At 63.0% G+C, this 17,946-nt stretch carries 18 protein-coding genes and 1 pseudogene; 7 read left to right on the top strand and 12 right to left on the bottom strand.

Annotated features, from left to right (window positions below):
- The first annotated feature begins 1 nt into the window (after window position 1).
- On the top strand, window positions 2–1,339 hold the full coding sequence (locus ACFR9U_RS04920) for a hypothetical protein (RefSeq protein WP_379813889.1): 1,338 nt from the start codon (window positions 2–4) through the stop codon (window positions 1,337–1,339).
- Between the two features lie 7 nt (window positions 1,340–1,346).
- On the opposite strand, the gene ACFR9U_RS04915 is transcribed toward ACFR9U_RS04920, so the two are convergent.
- Window positions 1,347–1,742, bottom strand: a complete 396-nt coding sequence (locus ACFR9U_RS04915) for a DUF6276 family protein (RefSeq protein ID WP_247380057.1) — start codon at window positions 1,740–1,742, stop codon at window positions 1,347–1,349.
- Window positions 1,743–1,921: 179 nt separating this feature from the next.
- On the bottom strand, window positions 1,922–2,608 hold the full coding sequence (locus ACFR9U_RS04910; protein ID WP_247380059.1) for a V-type ATP synthase subunit D: 687 nt from the start codon (window positions 2,606–2,608) through the stop codon (window positions 1,922–1,924).
- Window positions 2,609–2,765: 157 nt separating this feature from the next.
- Here ACFR9U_RS04910 and ACFR9U_RS04905 point away from each other — a divergent pair, with 157 nt between their 5' ends.
- Window positions 2,766–3,257 carry a DUF3592 domain-containing protein gene (locus tag ACFR9U_RS04905; RefSeq protein ID WP_247380061.1) on the top strand — a complete coding sequence of 164 codons (492 nt, stop codon included), beginning with the start codon at window positions 2,766–2,768 and terminating at the stop codon, window positions 3,255–3,257.
- A gap of 52 nt (window positions 3,258–3,309) precedes the next feature.
- Here ACFR9U_RS04905 and ACFR9U_RS04900 read toward each other — a convergent pair whose 3' ends face one another.
- The 8 genes from ACFR9U_RS04900 to ahaH form a co-directional block, all read right to left on the bottom strand.
- A complete protein-coding gene (locus tag ACFR9U_RS04900) occupies window positions 3,310–4,728 on the bottom strand; it encodes an ATP synthase subunit B (RefSeq protein WP_247380065.1) in 1,419 nt (472 codons plus the stop codon).
- Window positions 4,728–6,488, bottom strand: coding sequence for an ATP synthase subunit A (locus ACFR9U_RS04895; RefSeq protein ID WP_247380068.1), 1,761 nt, complete (start codon window positions 6,486–6,488; stop codon window positions 4,728–4,730). Before ACFR9U_RS04895 ends, ACFR9U_RS04900 begins: the two co-directional genes overlap by 1 nt.
- A 3-nt stretch (window positions 6,489–6,491) precedes the next feature.
- Window positions 6,492–6,812: a V-type ATP synthase subunit F gene (locus ACFR9U_RS04890; protein ID WP_247380070.1), complete on the bottom strand. Its 321-nt coding sequence runs from the start codon at window positions 6,810–6,812 to the stop codon at window positions 6,492–6,494.
- The gene (locus tag ACFR9U_RS04885) at window positions 6,809–7,870 is read right to left on the bottom strand and encodes a V-type ATP synthase subunit C (protein ID WP_247380072.1); all 1,062 of its coding nucleotides are present in this window, start codon (window positions 7,868–7,870) and stop codon (window positions 6,809–6,811) included. Before ACFR9U_RS04885 ends, ACFR9U_RS04890 begins: the two co-directional genes overlap by 4 nt.
- Window positions 7,867–8,451 (bottom strand): V-type ATP synthase subunit E, encoded by a 585-nt coding sequence (locus ACFR9U_RS04880; protein WP_247380074.1) that lies wholly within the window; start codon window positions 8,449–8,451, stop codon window positions 7,867–7,869. The genes ACFR9U_RS04885 and ACFR9U_RS04880 overlap by 4 nt, the downstream gene beginning before the upstream one ends.
- A gap of 25 nt (window positions 8,452–8,476) precedes the next feature.
- Complete coding sequence (locus ACFR9U_RS04875; RefSeq protein WP_247380076.1) at window positions 8,477–8,761, bottom strand: F0F1 ATP synthase subunit C; 285 nt, start codon at window positions 8,759–8,761, stop codon at window positions 8,477–8,479.
- A gap of 192 nt (window positions 8,762–8,953) precedes the next feature.
- Window positions 8,954–11,155, bottom strand: a complete 2,202-nt coding sequence (locus ACFR9U_RS04870) for a V-type ATP synthase subunit I (RefSeq protein WP_247380078.1) — start codon at window positions 11,153–11,155, stop codon at window positions 8,954–8,956.
- Complete coding sequence (gene ahaH / locus ACFR9U_RS04865; RefSeq protein WP_247380080.1) at window positions 11,142–11,474, bottom strand: ATP synthase archaeal subunit H; 333 nt, start codon at window positions 11,472–11,474, stop codon at window positions 11,142–11,144. The genes ACFR9U_RS04870 and ahaH overlap by 14 nt, the downstream gene beginning before the upstream one ends.
- Window positions 11,475–11,852: 378 nt before the next feature.
- On the opposite strand from ahaH, the gene ACFR9U_RS04860 reads away from it, so the two are divergent.
- Both ACFR9U_RS04860 and ACFR9U_RS04855 read left to right on the top strand, forming a co-directional pair.
- On the top strand, window positions 11,853–12,407 hold the full coding sequence (locus ACFR9U_RS04860; RefSeq protein ID WP_247380082.1) for a hypothetical protein: 555 nt from the start codon (window positions 11,853–11,855) through the stop codon (window positions 12,405–12,407).
- Between the two features lie 521 nt (window positions 12,408–12,928).
- Complete coding sequence (locus ACFR9U_RS04855; protein WP_345893396.1) at window positions 12,929–13,585, top strand: methyltransferase domain-containing protein; 657 nt, start codon at window positions 12,929–12,931, stop codon at window positions 13,583–13,585.
- Window positions 13,586–13,620: 35 nt separating this feature from the next.
- Here the strand turns inward: ACFR9U_RS04855 and ACFR9U_RS04850 are convergent, their stop codons facing one another.
- The gene (locus ACFR9U_RS04850) at window positions 13,621–14,085 is read right to left on the bottom strand and encodes a type IV pilin N-terminal domain-containing protein (RefSeq protein ID WP_247380086.1); all 465 of its coding nucleotides are present in this window, start codon (window positions 14,083–14,085) and stop codon (window positions 13,621–13,623) included.
- A 28-nt stretch (window positions 14,086–14,113) separates the two neighbouring features.
- Window positions 14,114–15,415 carry a DUF7096 domain-containing protein gene (locus ACFR9U_RS04845; protein ID WP_247380089.1) on the bottom strand — a complete coding sequence of 434 codons (1,302 nt, stop codon included), beginning with the start codon at window positions 15,413–15,415 and terminating at the stop codon, window positions 14,114–14,116.
- A 201-nt stretch (window positions 15,416–15,616) separates the two neighbouring features.
- On the opposite strand from ACFR9U_RS04845, the gene ACFR9U_RS04840 reads away from it, so the two are divergent.
- The 3 genes and pseudogenes from ACFR9U_RS04840 to ACFR9U_RS04830 all read left to right on the top strand — a co-directional run.
- The gene (locus ACFR9U_RS04840; RefSeq protein WP_247380092.1) at window positions 15,617–16,765 is read left to right on the top strand and encodes a helix-turn-helix transcriptional regulator; all 1,149 of its coding nucleotides are present in this window, start codon (window positions 15,617–15,619) and stop codon (window positions 16,763–16,765) included.
- A 130-nt stretch (window positions 16,766–16,895) separates the two neighbouring features.
- Complete coding sequence (locus tag ACFR9U_RS04835) at window positions 16,896–17,690, top strand: electron transfer flavoprotein subunit beta/FixA family protein (RefSeq protein WP_379813882.1); 795 nt, start codon at window positions 16,896–16,898, stop codon at window positions 17,688–17,690.
- Window positions 17,687–17,946 (top strand): annotated as a pseudogene (locus ACFR9U_RS04830) (electron transfer flavoprotein subunit alpha/FixB family protein); the annotation flags it as partial. The gene ACFR9U_RS04835 and the pseudogene ACFR9U_RS04830, both read left to right, overlap by 4 nt.

The raw sequence follows: 17,946 nt of genomic DNA, 5'->3' as shown, positions 1-17,946 counted from the left end.
GATGTCCCCGCACCGTCGAGTGGTCTTTTTGCTCCTCCTGCTCGCCGTTTCAGTAACTGGCGTCCCGACAGTCAGTGGTGCGGTCGACTCTCCAGTTGTGACTGTGCCGGACCCGCAACCCGAACCGTTGACCACTGGAGAGCAGTACTGTCAGGGTCAGCACGTGACCGTCTCACTGCCGAACCCGAGTGCGACGAACACGTCATTTGTGATTACGCGCGTCAACAGTACGGTACCGGTTGTCACCGTCGGTTTCGGCGAGAGCGGCCGAGCCGTGCTGAACACGAGTCGGCTGTCAAACGGAAGCTACGTCCTCCGTGACGATAGCAACGAGACGCTGGAAACCGACGAGACGGGTGCGGTGGTCAGTGCGAGCACCGTGGCCACTGCTTCGTTTCGGGTCCGATCGTGTTCGTTCGACGCACGGTTCGAATACGACGAGTTTGTCGTCGACCCTGGGAGACAGGTCCCGCTGCAGATCGACAGGACTCTCACGGAGGCGGTGTCCCTCGACGTGTCGGGGATTCCCGACGGCGTGCTGGCGAGGATGGCAAACGGGAGCGTGACCGACGGCGGCGTTCGGGTACCCGTGCCTGACAACGGCCGGCTCTCGCTGAACGTCACCCGCGAGTTCTACTGTGGTCCGGGGGCTGGGGAGTACGAGTTCACCGTCACGAGTGCGAAATCAGGCGCAGCCAGGCGGGCGTCGGTAACTGCCGCCTCTGAGCTGGGTGCAGAGGCCGTCTTCGGAACCATCAGGACCGACGAAACCCGAAACGTGGTGACTATACCGATAACGGTCGCGCCTAAACGAGCGCACTGCTGGAACGAGTCGGATCTCGTTCTCCAACTAGGGACGGACACTGACGGGTTCACCGTCCGTACTGGAATCGCGGACGCGAACGACGACGGGACCGTTCTCGTGCGAGTGAACACGTCGACCGTCGGCACTGCCCCTGCTTCGGAGTTCTTACGAGCTGTGGGTAACGACTCGCTTCGGAATCCGATGCTCCTTACCCACCGGACGCGGCCGATTCCTGAGGGAAACTACGAAGTGAAACTGAGTGCCGACGGCAACGAACTTGACGTCGGAAGGATGCTAATTGAACGGAACCAATCGACGCCACCTCAGGACCCGACGTCACCGACGCCAGCCACGGAGTCCGGGACGACGCGGACCGAGGCTGTGATGTCGAAACCCGCTCTGACTGCAACGACACGGCCGGAGACCGCTACTCGGCCGACCACAACTGCCGACGGCGTTGGATTCGGACCGGTGACTGCGATCCTTGCAATCGCGCTGGTCGTTCTGGCCCGACGCGGTTTCGAGTCGACGTAGCGGCTGCCTACTCCAGCAACTGCTCTAACTGCTGTTTCCGACCCTGGAGGTCGATCTGGCTGTCGACGCTCCCGGTCGCCGAGAGCCGATCCATCACGAGCATCGGGTCGGTGCCGGCTTCCTCGACGGCCGTGAACAGTTCGGTGATCTGCTGGCGGTACAGCGCCAGCGACGTCAGCAGGCCCAGACCCAGCGCCATCGGGACCGCAGCGTCGGGGTCCGAGGGGAACGCTTCGCCGATCTTCGCGAAGTCCGGCAACTCTGCCGGCGGCTCCTCGTCGGGGTCCATCGCGAGACAGGTCGGACAGATCGAGACGCCGGGGGCGTCCTTGGGGACGTACTCGGCGTACTCCTCGGGCACCGGGACTCGAAGGACTTGCGTGTTACAGTGCGAACAGTTCATATCGTATCTCGTGACCTGACAGGGAAAAACCTACCCCGACTCGGCCAGCGCGGCGACGGGCTGTCGTGGCCCCGCTCTGGCGACCGATCGGAGGCAAACTGGCTCCGTTTCGCGGGGCTGACCAGGAATACTGTCGCGCTTCGAAAAATCCGGGCGGGTCGATGCCGCAGTGAGGCCGATCAGGCGTCCGCGGGAACGGCTTCGGCGGCTTCTTCCTCGGCTTCGCGTTCTGCTTTTTCCTCTTTTTCTTTCTTGGCCTTGATCTTCTTCATGCGGAAGATCTCCTCGCGCTCCTGCTCTTCGAGCTTCTGCTCGATGTACTCCTGATTGGTCTTGAGGTCGGGGAGGACCTTGAACTCCAGGGCGTTGACGCGGCGCTTGGTCCGCTCGATCTCGTCGAGCATCTTCTTCATCGCGGTCTCGACCTCGGCGGCGAGGATGATGGACTCGAGCAGTTCCTCGTAGGCCTCGGCGGCCTCGTCGATGCGGGCGCTCGTCCCGAGGACGCCGTAGCCTCGCTCGTCGAGGCTCTTTTTCACCTTCGAGGACTCGATCTGGGGAACGACGACGCCCATGATGTTCTTGGACTCGGTGGTGAGCTCCGGGTGTTCCTTGAGCGCGGCGGCGGCACCGCGGACTGCGACGTCGCCTTCCATCGCCCGCGCCATGTTGATCTTGCGCTGGGCGTTCTCGTAGTCGTCGGCCAGGTTCGAGCGCACGTCCTGAGCCTGGTCCAGGATGTCCTGGAACTCCATGATGAGACCGTCCCGCTTTTTCTCCAGCGTGTCGTGGCCCCGCTCGGAGAGTTCGATCCGGTCCTCGATCGCCATGAGGTTCTTCCGGGTCGGTTTGACGTCTTTGGCCATCTGTTGGGTGGACCTTCCTAGCCCAGTCGGTTAACTGTTTTCAGTTCGTCCGTGCGTGCCCGTTGCAGGCTCCGTCTCCCGACAGCCACGCCGCTCTCTGTTCCGCAATGAAGGCGGTGAAAGTTACCTACTTGTAGCCGTGGGTACATTTCAACGTATGGACTCGCTGAAGATTCTCGCCGCGATCTTCGCTGCCGGCGGGATTCTCCTGTTGGGGATCGGGGGGTACGTCCTGTACACGCAGTACACGGCGATCCAGGGCGCAGTCGCGGTCAACGCGACCGTCAAGTCGGCGACCGTCGAGGCCGAAACGGGGGCCAAGTTCGCCCCCTCGGTCGTCTACCGCTACGAGTACGAGGGGAACACATACCAGAACGACGACCTCTATCCTGGTATCGTGAACCAGGAGACGTCGGGCGATCGCGCGTTCGAGATCAGTCACGAGTATCGCTCCGGCGACGAAATCACGGCCTACGTCGACCCGAACGACCCGTCCGAGGCGTTTCTCATCAAGAAACTGGCGTCCCGGATGACGCTGGGGTTCGTCGGCGGCGGGATCTTCATCGTCGGGCTGGCCGTGCTCACGCTGGCCTGGAACAGTCGCCGCGACCAGCTCACGCAGTGGCTCGAACAGGCCGGCGCCGAGTGAGAGACGGCGCTGCTGCTCTCCCCGGTCGAAAAGAACGAAAAAGGAACCGGCGTTATTCCTCGGCTTCGACGGCTTCGGCCGTCTCTTCCTGGTAGTGCTCTTCGATGAGCTCCTCGTCGATACGGTTGAGCTCTTCTTTCGGGAGGTCCGAGAGCAGTTCCCAGCCGAGATCGAGCGTCTCGTCGATGGTTCGGTTGGTCCGGAAGCCCTGCTGGACGAACTCCGTCTCGAACCGGTCGGCGAAGTCGAGGTACTTGTTGTCACGCTCGGACAGCGCTTCACGACCGACGATGTTCACGAGGTCGCGCAGGTCCTCACCCTCTGCGTACGCCGCGTACATCTGGTCGGAGACGTCGGCGTGGTCGGCGCGGGTCAGGCCCTCGCCGATCCCGTCGTCCATCAGCCGTGACAGGCTGGGCAGCACGTACACCGGCGGCTGGATGCCCTGGCTGTTCAGGTCACGGTCGACGTAGATCTGGCCCTCCGTGATGTATCCCGTCAGGTCCGGGATCGGGTGGGTGTCGTCGTCGCCGGGCATCGTGAGGATGGGAATCTGCGTGACGGACCCTTCCTCGCCCTCGATCCGACCGGCACGCTCGTAGAGCTGTGCCAGGTCGGTGTACATGTATCCGGGGTAGCCACGGCGGCCCGGGACCTCTTCACGTGCGGCACCGATCTCGCGCAGTGCCTCACAGTAGTTGGTCATGTCCGTCAGGATGACCAGCACGTGGTAGTCCTTCTCGAAGGCCAGGTACTCTGCCGTCGTCAGGGCGAGGCGCGGGGTGACCGTCCGCTCGACTGCGGGGTCGTCCGCGAGGTTCATGAAGACCACCGAACGCTCCAGTGCACCGGTGCGCTCGAAGTCCTCCATGAACTCGTTTGCCTCTTCCTGGGTGATCCCCATCGCGCCGAAGATGACTGCGAACTCGCTGCCATCGTCGTCGCCGCCCTCTTCTTCTTCCGGCACGGTCGCCTGTCGGGCGATCTGGAGCGCCAGGTCGCTGTGTGGCAGCCCCGAGGCCGAGAAGATCGGCAGCTTCTGTCCGCGGACCAGCGTGTTCATGCCGTCGATGGCGGACACGCCGGTCTGGATGAACTCCTCGGGGTACTCCCGGGAGTAGGGGTTGATCGCTTCGCCGACGATGGGTCGCTCCTCGTCGGGCTCGATGTCGGGTCCGCCGTCGATGGGCTCACCGGTGCCGGACAGGACGCGTCCGAGCAGGTCCTCGGTGAGCTTCATCTGCATGGTCTCGCCGAGGAACCGGACCGAGGAATCGCGGTCGATCCCTTCGGTTCCCTCGAACACCTGGATGGCGACGAAGTCGCTCGTGCTCTCGAGCACCTGTCCGCGGCGCGTGTCGCCGTCGGGGGTCTCGATCTCGACGATCTCGTCGTATCCGACGGGTTCGTCGACTTCGGCGAACACCAGCGGACCGCTGATCTCCGTGATGGTCTGGTATTCTTTCTGCATTAGTAGAGCTCCCTGAGCTGTGATTCGATGTCTGCTTCCAGTTCGTCGACGTACTCCTCGTACTCTTCCTGGACGCCGATCCGGTTCAGCCGCGGTGCGGCCTCGATGTCCGTGATCTCCTCGACCGGCACGCCCGCTTCGAGCGCGTCGAAGGCTTCGTCGTTGAACGTCTTGATGGCGTTCAGGATGCGGTAGGTCTTCTCCGGTTCGCAGTACGTGTCGATGTCGTTGAACGCGTCCTGCTGGAGCCAGGCCTCACGCAGGTAGCGTGCGACCTCCAGCGTCAGCTGCTGGTCCTCCGGCAGCGCGTCCTTCCCGACGAGCTGGACGATCTCTTGGAGTTCGTCTTCCTCGTCGAGGGTGTCGATACCCCACTGGCGCTTCTCCGACCAGTCGTTCCGGACGTTGTCCTCGAACCACGGATCCAGCTGATCGCGGTACAGCGAGTACGACTCGTTCCAGTTGATCGACGGGAAGTGTCGGCGCTCCGCGAGGTCTGCGTCCAGCGCCCAGAACGTCTTGACGATACGCAGCGTGTTCTGGGTGACCGGCTCCGAGAAGTCACCGCCCGGCGGGGAGACGGCCCCGATGACGCTCACGGAGCCCTCCGTGCCGTTGACGTTCGTGAAGTAGCCGGCGCGCTCGTAGAACTCGCTCAGGCGCGCTGCGAGGTATGCGGGATAGCCCTCTTCACCGGGCATCTCCTCCAGCCGGGAGGAGATCTCGCGCATCGCCTCTGCCCAGCGCGAGGTGGAGTCTGCCATCAGCGCCACGTCGTACCCCATGTCGCGGAAGTACTCCGCGATGGTGATGCCCGTGTACACGCAGGATTCGCGCGCCGCGACGGGCATGTTCGACGTGTTCGCGATGAGGCAGGTCCGGTCCATCAGCGCGTTGCCGGTGGTCGGGTCTTCCAGTTCCGGGAAGTCCTCGATCACTTCGGTCATCTCGTTGCCACGCTCACCACAGCCGACGTAGACGACGATGTCCGCGTCGGCCCACTTGGCGAGCTGGTGCTGGGTGACCGTCTTCCCGGACCCGAACGGACCCGGAATGGCGGCCGTCCCACCTTTCGCGATGGGGAACAGGCCGTCGAGGATGCGCTGGCCACTGACCAGCGGTTCCGTCGGCGTCTGCTTCTCGTCGGCGGGGCGCTGGGACCGAACGGGCCACTCCTGGCGCATCCGGATCTCCTCGCCGGTGTCGAGTTCGACGACGGTGTCCTCGACGGTGTAGTCGCCGGACTTGACGTCGACGACTTCGCCGCCCTCCGAATCGGGCGGCACCATCACTTTGTGGTCGATACTCGGCGTCTCGGGAACGATCCCGACGACGTCACCGGCGGCGACGGTGTCGCCTTCGGAGACTTCGGGATTGAACTCCCAGGTCTTCTCCAGGTCGATACCCGGCGCGTCGACCCCGCGGTCGAGGAACGCCGAGCCCATCTTCTCTTCGAGGACGTCGAGCGGGCGCTGGACACCGTCGTAGATCGCGTCCAGCATACCCGGCCCGAGGTCAACCGACAGGGGCGCACCCGTGTTCTCGACGGGTTCGCCGGGTGACACTGCGGAGGTCTCCTCGTACACCTGGATCGTCGTGATGTCGCCTTCGATCTCGATGACCTCGCCCATCAGACCCTCGTGACCGACGTAGACCACGTCGTTCATCTTCGCGTCGAGGTCTTTGGCAGTCACGACGGGACCGCTTACGCTCTCGATGACGCCGTCTTCACTGACGTCTGCTTCCGTTGCTTGACTCATGTTTTAGTCTTCCATTAGGTCGATACCGATCGCTCGCTTGATCTGTTCGCGCAGGTTCCCGCTCCCGGTGCCGCCACCGAGGGTCACGAGCACCGGCTCGACGCTCGTTTCTACGTCGTTGCGGACGGCCCGCGAGAGATGTCCAAGGTCCTCGTCGTGCATGACGATGATTCCGACGTCGTCGTCTTCGAGCATCTCGCGTACCGCGTCGTCCAGTTGGTCGTCTTTCTCGTCGTCGGCGATGTTCGCGAACCGACGGACGCCGGCCAGTCGAAAGCCGGTCGTGAAGTCCGGACTGCCGACGACGGCGATTTCCTGGCTCATAGCATCACCAGCTCCGATTCGATCTCTGACTCCGAGAGACCCGCTTCGCGTCCGCGGGCGATCGCCCGGATGTTCGTCATTTCGCGCTCCTTCGCGATGACGTACGCCAGCACCGGACAGACCGACAGCGGGTAGCGGTTCGACAGCATCTTCGAGTACTCCAGCAGCGCCGCGTCGGTCGCGCGCTCGAAGTCCATGAGGCTGTCGGCACCGCCGAGTGCGTCGAGTCCCGCCTGGAGTTCGTCACCGTACCTGCTCTGGCGGACGTGTTCGACCAGTCGGTCCATGTCGCCTGCCAGCTGGCGGATCTCCCTGCTGTTGAAGAGGTCGCCGCCCTCGATGAAGTACTCCGACGGCTCCATGTCGGCGCCGCTCCGGGCGATCCGGAGCGCGTTCCGGAGGTTGCGGAAGTCGACTTCCGCGCTCAGGAACTCGACGTAGAGCTGCATCGGCCGACTCGGCTCGGTCGGCAGCCCGGTCAGCAGGTCCTCGTAGAAGGCCCGATCGAGTGCGTTCTCGAGGGGCACCAGGACCTCCTGTTCTTTGTACACCTCGTAGGCGTCTGCCAGCGCGTCGCCGTACCGCGTGCGCTCCAATCGCTCGACGACGTTTTCGATCGATCCGGCGTTGATGAGCTCGTCGAGGAACGCCTCGTCGAACTCACCGGCCCGGATCAGGTCCGTCTCGATCTCCTGGCGGTCCGTGCCCGCGTACTGGCCCCGGATGATCGTCTTGAGGTTCCAGACGTCGAACTTCCGGAGGTAGCGGGCGATGTAGTCGTACAGCGACCCTTCGGACCAGCGCAGCAGGTCCTCGAAGTGCTTGGCGATGTTCTGGTTGAGCGCGTACTCGATGAGGTCGACGCCGGAGTGGCGTGCCCCCAGCGCGTTCATCTCGGTTTCGTACTCGGTGTCTTCCATGAACCGAGCGATCTCGCCGGGGCCCATGCGGACCAGCTTCCGGTAGTCGTCGTCGTCGAAAAGTGCGGCACGGCGCGAGCGGACTCTCGCGATGACGTACTCGTAGTTTCCGCCTCGTGCCGTTGGCTCCGTGCTCATTGGTCGAACAGCTTGTCGCTAATCGTTCCGAGGTTCTGTTCCCACACGTCCTCGAGAATCGAGTCGAAGGTGTTGTTCACGCGGATGCGTGAGCCTTCGCTCTCGACGACGACGCCGCCGAGACAGTCGTACTCGCCGGCGTACGAACCGTCGTGGTTTAGCTCTTCGAGCAGCGACTCGATCAGCTCCTCGTCTTCGGGCTGTCCGTACACGTCGAGGGTGGCGTCGTCGTCGAACTCGTCGACGGCTGCGGCGAGCAGCTCGCGGGTGAGCTCCTCGCGCTGGTCGCCGTCGATGTCGGCGACTGCCGATTCGACGCTCTCGCGAACGTCACCGAGGACGGTCCGGCGCGCTTCGAGGCGTGCCTGTTTTGCCTCCAGTTTCGCGCTGGAGATGCGCTGTTCGCGCTCCTGTTCGATCGTCGATTCGACCTCGGCCTCGCGCTCGGCGCGGATCTCTTCTGCGTCCTGCTCGGCCTCCGCGATAATCGCGTCCGCTTTCTCCTCGGCGTCGGCCTTGATGTCCTCTGCACGCGCGCGGGCTTCGTCTCGAATGTCCTCTACGACCGTTTCTAGGCTCATGCGTTAGAAAGTTGAAAAGGGGTGGTTAACCGGCGACGAAGATGACGACCAGTGCCAGGATGACCAGCGTCTCGGGAAGCACTGTGAGGATGAGCCCACGACCGAACATCTCGTCGTTCTCGGCGACCGCACCGACTGCGGCTGCACCGATACCACGCTCGGCATACCCTGCACCGAGCGCCGCCAGCCCGACTGCGAGTGCTGCCGCCGCCTGCGCGGGAATTGCTGGGGCCTGTTCGATGGTCTGGGCGCCCTGTTCCTGAAGAATCGGTGCGAGTCCGCTCACTAGTGCCATGGCGTTTTCGATCATGATTTGTGTCCTTTGGGGATTCGCTCGTTCCGAACAGGCTGATATGGCTGTAGTGGCTTCATAAAACTTCCCAAATGCCCTCGTCAGCGCGTGAGCTACCGATGCGAGACAGTCTCATGATTTCCGACACTACCAGTTACTCGCCCCCGGCTGGGGCAGCAACGCGAGCAAAAGAACGGCTTGGGGGGTCGATTACTCTTCGGTGGTGTACTCGCGGTCGTAGCCGAAGGGGACGTACTTGCGGCCGCCGCCCTCGTAGAACTTCCCGAAGAACTCGACGTACTCGAGACGCACGCCCTGCAGGCCGGCACTGGTGACACCCAGGATCAGCACGAGCAGGTGCCCGATGACGAGGATCAGCACGCCGATGAGCAGGAACGCGACGCTCCCGTGCATCAGGCCGCCGAACATCACGCTCGTGACCTCGTGGCCGTGGTAGGTCCCCTGTTCGAGCATGTGCGCCGGGGAGTGGCTGATGCCGAAGTGCCAGGCGCCGTCGTCGGTCACGTACACGCCGAAGAACAGGAGGTTGACCACGAAGGCCATCCCTGCTTTGGCCAGCAGCACCGCAGCCAGCCGCGTGTACGAGAGCACGTTCACGAGCACGTTCAGGAACTCGACACCCTCGACGGGCTCGGTCGTGACGAGCAAGACCAGGCCCACGGCGAACATCCCGAGGCCAGCCATGCCGATCTCCGGCGAGAAGCCGGTGAATCCGAGCGGGAAGGGGTTGCCGGCGAACACGCTCGTGGATCCGTACATCAGATCGGGTGCGCTTCCGTTCGCGCCGGCGAAGATCCAGGCCCACAGACCGAACAGCATCAGGAGCCAGGAGCCGCTCTCGCCCATGGCCATGCGGAACCCGTGGCCCAGGTTCTCGATGAAGTCGAGGATCCACCCGATCGCGAGGTGGACCATCCCGACCAGCAGACTGATGACCAGCCACGCGAGCGCGTAGTCAGCGTAGTGTGGCTGGAGGCCTTTGTGGATCGGCGGGTTGCCGCCCCAGACGATCTCACCGAGCTGGTGCAATCCGAAGAACTCGCCGTACAGCACGCCGAAGATCATCGTGAAGATACCGGCCCAGATGCCGACACCACCGAGGCTCTTGATCATGTCGCTGTCGAAGCTCCGCATGAGCCAGAAGCCGCCGAGCGTGTACAGGATCCCGTACCCGAGGTCACCGATCATGAACCCGTAGAACGCCGGGAACGTCAGGAAGAAGATGACCGTCGGGTCGAACTCGGAGTACTTCGGCCGGTTGATGACCTCGACGAGCGCCTCGAAGGGCTTCGCCGGTGCTGCGTTCTGCTGGATGACCGGCGGTTCGTCGTGGCTCATCGTGACGAGGCCACCGTCTGTGGCCTTCTCCTTGCCGCTCCCGTCGGCTGCGGTCGGTTCGCCGGGCACCTGACCGCCCTCGTCGACCGGTTCGTGGCCGGTGGCGTGTCCGTCGCTGTCGTAGCTCGCGCGTTCGAGTTCCTCGACGTCGACGTGCTCGCCGACGGTGCTCTCGAGCGTGTTCGCGAGGGTCTCGTACTCCTCGGTCGGAATCCAGCCTTCCGCGACGAACGCGTTGTCGGTCGTCGCGAAGTTCAGCGGCGCTTCGGCCTGCTGGACTCTGATCGCGAGTTTCTCCTCGGTCGCGAGCAGGAAACTCGAAACTTCGAGCTTGAGGTCCTGGAGTTCGTCCTCGACGGTGGTGAGCTTGGACTCGAGCTGCTGTTTGCGGTGCTGCAGTTCGGAGATGTACTCCTCGGGACTCCCTTCTGCGTCGGGAATCTCGTACTCCTGGAACTGTGCGCCGACCAGCAGGTCCTGCATGGTGACGTCGTCGGTGTCGCCCTCGGGATAGACGAAGATGGCGACCGATTTGCCTGCCGACTCGACCATAAACTCCTCGACCTCGTCGGCCGCGGCGAGCTCGGTCTCGATGCCCGTCGCGTCGCCCTTGCCGACGGCGACGGCGAGCGACTCGTAGCCCTGCAGGAGGTCGAGATCGATGCCGAGCTCGGCGTAGGGCTCGACGCTGTCGATCTGTTCCTCGACCTCGCGGAGGTCGTCTTTGAGCTCGCTCCGGCGGTCGTCGAGATCGTTGACGTCCTGGCGGACCCGCTCGAGTTCCTCGTCGATCGCCTCGTCGGTGACGAGCTGGGTCGGCCCGGCATCGTCCTCGTCGACGCCGAGCGTCGATTTCAGCGAGCGGACGGTGACGAGCTTCTGGGAGGCTTCCTCGGCGCCCTCGACGGGATCGCCCAGATCGAACCCTTCCCAGGAGCCGTCGTAGTCGGTGACGTGCAGCAGGTTCAGGTCGTACACTGTCTCGATGACGTCGTCCATGACGGACTTGGAACCAGTCACCGAGACGCGGCTCATCTGCTCAGGTCTGAGCATGCACCGCCTCCTCGAACCGTTCCATTACGTGCTCGATCACCTCGTCTTTCCGCTCTTCCGCCGCTTGTTCGAGTGCCTCACGCTGTTCGTTCCCCTCTGCGAGAATCTTGTCACGCTCGGCCTCGATCTCGTCACGAGCATCGTCGAGTCGGTCCTCCGCGATTTCGTCGGCGTCCTCGCGGGCCTCCTGGCGGATTGCCTCTGCCTCCTCCCTGGCGTCGGCGATCCGGTCCTCGGCCGCCTGCTCGGCCTCGGCGATGATCTCGTCGGCCTCCTCCTCGGCCTCTTTGATCTGATCGAGAACCTCTGGCCTTGGCATTTGAATCATTCGGAGATTGCATAAGCGCCTATATGGTAGTTGCGAAGTCCAACCATGTTTTTCTTCGTCGGGTGCGCTCGCTGCACTCGCGCACCGCTCCTCGAAAAACATGGGTGAAAAAGGCTGAAGCCTCACTTCGTTCGGCTTCAGTGAACCGCGCTCGCTGCGCTCGCGTGGATGCTGGTGCTCTCGATAGTTGCTCAATGTGCCCTACTGACCGCTGAGAATCCTAACAACCTTCGTATGTTTTCTGAAAGCCGTGCACGATGTAGCCAAGAAACTGATCTTATCAATCCTGAATTTAGTCTGTGTGTGAAGAGAATGTTACTGTTCAGGACGGGAGAAAATACTTACTGGAAGAGTTGATAGATAGGCGAAATGAAACGACGTCAGGCCCTCCTCGCCGGCGGTTCCTGTATCAGTGTGCTTTTGAGTGGCTGTGTGGGTGGGACCTCCGAATCAACAGTGGGAACGCCGGTGTACGACTGCGACGATGTTGCCCGTCCGGTATCGCCGTCACCAAATTCCGACCCGCCGGGTGAAGCGGGACGGTACACCTACCCTGACCGACCCGACTCGCTGTCGAACGAGTCGACAGTCCGCACCTACGTGAAGTCGTATGAGCGTGCGTATCGTCTGAGCGCCCTCCACGAAGACTACGAATCCAGTCTCGATCACGCAGGTGTTTCCGTCAGCAACATGTGGACCCACGAAGCGCCGGAGGGGGCAATGATTGTCCGACTCAAGTATCGTTACCGCTACGGCTATGAGGAAGGCGGAAGTCCTATAGAAGCGGATTCGCCCACGATCTACGCATCGTATTACATCGACGACGCTGTCATGCTCAGAGCGGTTCACGAGGGGAATCAAGAGGACGAGTCAGGGCTCGATCCGGACCCAGTGAAACAGGGGCAGCCCGTGGAGTGTTTCTGAATAGTCAGAGCGAAGAATGGATTCGAACTTGAACCGTAGCTATAGTAGTCACCAGAAGTCTTTGCTCACCGTGTGTATCAGACGTGACGATTCGTGCCGTAAACCGGCCTGTTGACGCTCGAGGCCCGTGAAAATTTCTGCTGACTACTATAGATGCTCTCTCTTCATGTGCATGCTCAGTAAGCAACTCTACTGACCGGTTGAATCATCCGGATCAGAGTGAAACCAACGGATGGCCGACTGCTGACTACACCCTTTAAGTCTTGCACGCTGATTCTAACAATCCTCTAGTAAATTAGAATTCGCATCGGTATCTGAGCGCTCTATACTGAGCAACTGGTAGTCGGTGAGATGCTGTCGGACGACTGGTCATTGAGCATCCGCGCGAGCGCAGCGAGCGCGGTTCACGGACGCGAGCCAACGGCGAGCGTCCGGCCTTTTTCACCCATGTTTTTGCGACGAGTGGTCCCCGCAGGTCGCTCGGAGAGCGACCGAGGAGACCCGAGGAGGAAAAAGATGGTATTATGGCGTCGAACGCCCTACACGAATCAATGGGAGTCCTCGAGAACAAGTCGCGGGCACGCACCTTCTACAAGTACCTCTCGAAGGTCTACGACCAGATCAACCCCTTCATCTGGAACGAGGAAATGCGGACCGAGGCCATCGAGATGCTCGACCTCGACCCCGACGATCGGGTGCTCGACCTCGGCTGTGGCACCGGCTTTGCGACCGAGGGCCTGTTGGAACACGTCGATCACGTGTACGGGCTCGACCAGAGTCCCCACCAGCTGGAGAAAGCCTACGCCAAGTTCGGCCGGACTGGCGGCTCGGTCACCTTCCAGCTGGGTGACGCCGAGCGACTCCCGTTCAAAACGAACAGCTTCGACGTCGTCTGGTCCTCCGGGTCTATCGAGTACTGGCCCAACCCCGAATTGGCCCTCCGGGAGTGCCGACGCATCACGAAGCCGGGTGGGCAGGTGCTCATCGTCGGCCCGAACTACCCGAACTCCTCGGTGTTTCAGAAGCTCGCCGACGCGATCATGCTGTTCTACGACCGCGAGGAAGCAGACCGGATGTTCCGCGACGCCGGGTTCAGCGACTTCGAACACCGGATGATGGGGCCGAGCTACAACCCCGAGATCGCCATTACGACGGTGGCCCAGGTGCCGGAAGAGTAACGTCCCGCAAATCGGAGTTGGCTCGCTGGTTCTCGTCAGGCTCGCGCCGTGACCGTAGCGATCCGATAGTGTTCCGTGTAGACGTGGACGGTCACCGTGGCGCCAGTGGTGAGCTGGGGACTGTTCGTATCCGCGATACGTACTGCGCCCGTCTCGCCCGCTCGCCAGGTCCCGTCGGCAGCAGAGTTGAGGGGACCGGTCGGACCGGACTCGAACCCGCTCGCGGCGAAAAAGGGGACTGGCGGCTGTTCTCTGAGCGGCGTCCCGTCGATGCGGATTTCGATTCGGAGATCGCTGACGGCGAGCGAGTCACCGCTGCGGTGTGTCAGCGCGATCCGGTCACGCGCGGCGTCGGCACTGGCAGACATGCTGACGCGCGGGGGAGCACTGTCTGTCGGGCCGATTCCGAACACGGTCGCGCCGACAACTGCCGACGACAGAACTGTGAGGAGAACCATGAGAGCGATGCCGACGACCGAACTCGTTGCGCGCGCGGACACGAAACTGGGTTGGCCGCGGCCCGATACTTCAATCTTCGCCGGGGGAAGCCCCACCGAGGTCGAGGGTCACGTGCTCGCCGGTCGAGGTGGTCGCGTTGACGGTAACCGGACCGTGGGGACGGATCGTCCAGCGCGATCCGTCCAGGCCAGTCTCACCCACGAACTGGCCGTCGACGGTGATGCGTGCGTCGACGGGATCGCCAGTCACTGTGTCGGCGACGGTGACGTTCATGGGGCCGCTCTCGTGGGTGAGGCCGGCCGTGATGGTGAGGTCGCTGGTCCTGTTCGTCGCGTTGCGTGCGATAGCGAGTCGCGAGAGGCGCTTTTCCTGGACTTCGCGGAAGACGTTGGTCGTCGTGCCGTCCAGATAGCTCGTCAGAACGCCCTGTGAGTGGTCGACGTTGATCTGGTAGGCGGAGGTGCTGCCGTAGCCCGTCACGGACGTGCTCGTAATGGAGTTGTTGAAGGCCCACGGGTACAGTTTCAGAGCGCGCTCGTACGCGGCCGTGATCTGGGGCAGGTCGCTCTGAGCGAACTGGTCGGGGCCGGGCTGTTGGTACTCGCTCGCGAGGAAGGCTTCGCGAACGTACCTGCCGCCCGAGAGCCGCGCGAGGACGACCCCGTCGCTCGTCGTTTCGACGTAGACGTCAAGCTCGTCGCTTTCCCCAGCCATCGTCTGGGTCACGCTGGTCCGGATCGGTCCCTGCAAGACGGTCGGTTCGACCTTGACGCTCTCCAGGCGCGTTTTCAGGTCGTTCGGGAGGGAGTAGCCCGGCGTTCGGCCGGTGCGCCGGAGGACGCCGTCGATGTACTGCCTGAGTTGCGACGCCTCGGTGTCGACGACGGCGAGGCGCTGCAGGAACGCGTCCGTCGACAGGTCGCCCCGGTTGTACGCGGTGATCGCCCGCTGCTGACGCGTCCGGAGGGTTTCCGTCCGGTTCTCGATGCGGTTGACCGCTCGCTCGACGATCGCCGTCCGGGCCGTCGTGGAGTCGGCCGCCTGGAAGGCCTTGAGGGTCGCGCTCTCGTTCAATTCCGTCTGGAGGCGACTCCGCTCGGCGGCGACCGTCCCCGTGACGTCCAGAGTCCCGTTCCCGAACTGGGCGTTCGCTCTCGTCTGCCCGGGCAGCGCGAGGTAATCGGTCGTATTCTGGAGGGGATCGATGGGCGACGCGACTGACTGCGTGCTGGCGGCGTCCGAGACAGTGGCCTGTCCCGTGGAGGGGCCAACAGCCGTCTCCGTCTCGGGCGGGAGCGGAACTGGTGTCCCAGCCGTGACGGTTGCCACTGCGACCAGCAGTGCCACCAGTGCGGGGAGGGTGAGACGCATTACCAGCTACATTGACACGCCAGTACAAAAACCCGTTCGACTCACCTGTTCACGTTACGTTTATTTTCATCTGCGCCACTCCTGTTACGTTACTAACCGATAAATGGCGCGCTTAGCGTCGCTTAGACGTTTCACAACGCCCGCTGACGTTTTATTCCCGGATGGAAAGTATTTTCCCCGAGGCGCGACGAGAGGTTCGTAATGTTGTCACGGGCACGTGTCGCCCTGCTAGCCCTCCTCCTCGTCCTTGTGACAGCTGGACAGGTTGCTGCGCCAGCAACCGCCAACCCGGCACCTGCCGTGGACCGGGCAGTCCAGCAATCCGACGCGGCTACGCCGACGCCGAGCGAGACGACCTTTCGAGTCCAGCTCCGACCGAACGGGGACGCTCGCTGGACGGTCCAGATGAACTTCTCGCTCGCGACGGACGCTCGCAGGGAGGCCTTCGAGACGTTCGCAGCACAGTTTGAAGCCACCGCGGACTCCCAGACCCTAACTGCGTTCCGGCAGGCGAACCGGGCGGCCGGTGAGACCACTGACAGGCAGATGTCGATCACGGACGTCGAACGGACCACCAGAACGACGAACGGGACCGGCCATCTGGTCGTCCGGTTCACCTGGACGAACTTCAGTCGGCAGACGAACTCGTCGCTCCACGTCGACGACGTGTTCAACACGACGAGCGGGACGTGGCTCGACGGGCTCGACGACGGCCAGTCGCTCGTCGTCGTGCCGCCGAAGGAGTATTCGCTCGTCGACGCCTCACCACCGGGGTACGCGGTGTCGAACAGATCGGTTCGCTGGGATGGCGAACGAACGTTCGCACCCGGTGACATCTCGATCACCTACGAGAAGGGCGATCAGCGTGGATCGTTCCCGTTCCCGCTGCTGGTCGTCGGACTCGTAGCTGCCGGTCTCGGGGTCGTCGCGGTCCTGGCGTTCCTGTTCTCGACCAGCGACGTCGGCCTGCCCGCTCCACTGGCGATCAGCACGGACGACGGCGATGGCGACGGGACCACAAGCAGTAGCGATGGCGGTACCGTGACGGACGCTGCGGGCACAGCGTCAGCAGCTACTGAGCCGGTCGACCACGACGAACAACCGGACGACGAGATCGACGAGGAACTCCTCTCCGACGAGGAGCGCATCGAACGACTGCTCGATCAGAACGGTGGCCGAATGAAACAGGCGAACATCGTCACCGAAACGGGCTGGTCGAACGCGAAGGTCTCTCAGCTCCTCTCGGCGATGGACGAGGAAGACAGGATCGACAAGCTCCGGATCGGGCGCGAGAACCTCATCTCGTTCCCCGACGAGGACATCACCGACACGAACGGCGAGGAACCCTGATCGATCCCCGCCGAGCTTCCGATTGGAAATGTCACGCCGACTTTCTGTACCGATGAACGAGTGAACAGTTAACAGTGTTTCAGCCGTTCGGAAACGTTTAACCGGGATCAATCGAGAGTCTCAGGTGAGTATGAAGATTCTTGTCACGGTAAAGGAGGTGGCGGAAGTCGAAGACGAGTTCGAGATTTCGGGCGACGACATCGCCGAGCAGTATCTCGAATACGACCTCAACGAGTGGGACGACTACGCCGTCGAGGAAGCCGTCCAGATCAGCGAAGACAACGACGACGTGGAAGTCGTCACCGCCACGATCGGCCCGGAACGGTCCGAGGAGACCATCCGGATGGCCCTGGCGAAGGGCGCCGACCGTGCCGTGCGCGTCTGGGACGACTCCATCGAGAGCGCCGAGTACCTCGACACCGACTCCAAAGCCGACCTGCTGGCTGCGGTCGTCGAAGAAGAGGAGCCCGACCTCGTCCTCTCGGGCGTCCAGTCCGGTGACGAGGCCAACGGTGCGACGGGCGTCGCGCTGGCCGAGAAGATCGGCTACGAGTGGGGCGCGGTCGTCAACGACCTCGAGCTCGACATCGACGGGGGCGTCGCGAGCGTCCACCGCGAACTCGAAGGCGGCGTCGAGGAATTGACTGATATCGAGACGCCAGCCGTCCTCACGATCCAGTCGGGGATCAACGAGCCCCGCTACGCGAGCCTGCGCGGCATCCGCCAGGCCCAGCAGAAACCGCTGGACGTTCAGAGTCTCGAAGACCTCGGTCTGGACGCCGACGTCGTCGAGAGTCCGCTCGCACAGACGTCGATGTACGAACCCGAATCCGAGGGCGACGCCACCATCTGGTCCGGCGACCCCGAGGAGGAAGCCGCACAGCTTGCTGAGTTCCTGCGGGACAAGGGGGTCGTTGACGCATGAGTGACGTACTCGCTGTCACCGAACACCGCCGTGGCGAACTGCGCGACGTCTCGCTCGAGATGATCTCTGCCGGCCGAGAACTGGCCGACGAGACCGGCGGCGACCTGCACCTTGCCGTCATCAGCGGCGATGTCGATACGTACGCCGACGAGGTCAACCGCGAGGGCGTCGACGCCATCCACACCGTCGAGTACGGTGAGGAGTTCAACCACGACGTCTACGCCCAGGCGCTCGAACAGCTCGCCGACGAGCTGGA

Source organism: Halorientalis brevis (assembly GCF_042678165.1).
Classification (GTDB): domain Archaea; phylum Halobacteriota; class Halobacteria; order Halobacteriales; family Haloarculaceae; genus Halorientalis; species Halorientalis brevis.
The sequence above is the reverse complement of the archived record's forward strand: the minus strand, read 5'-3'. Positions and strand labels throughout refer to the sequence as shown.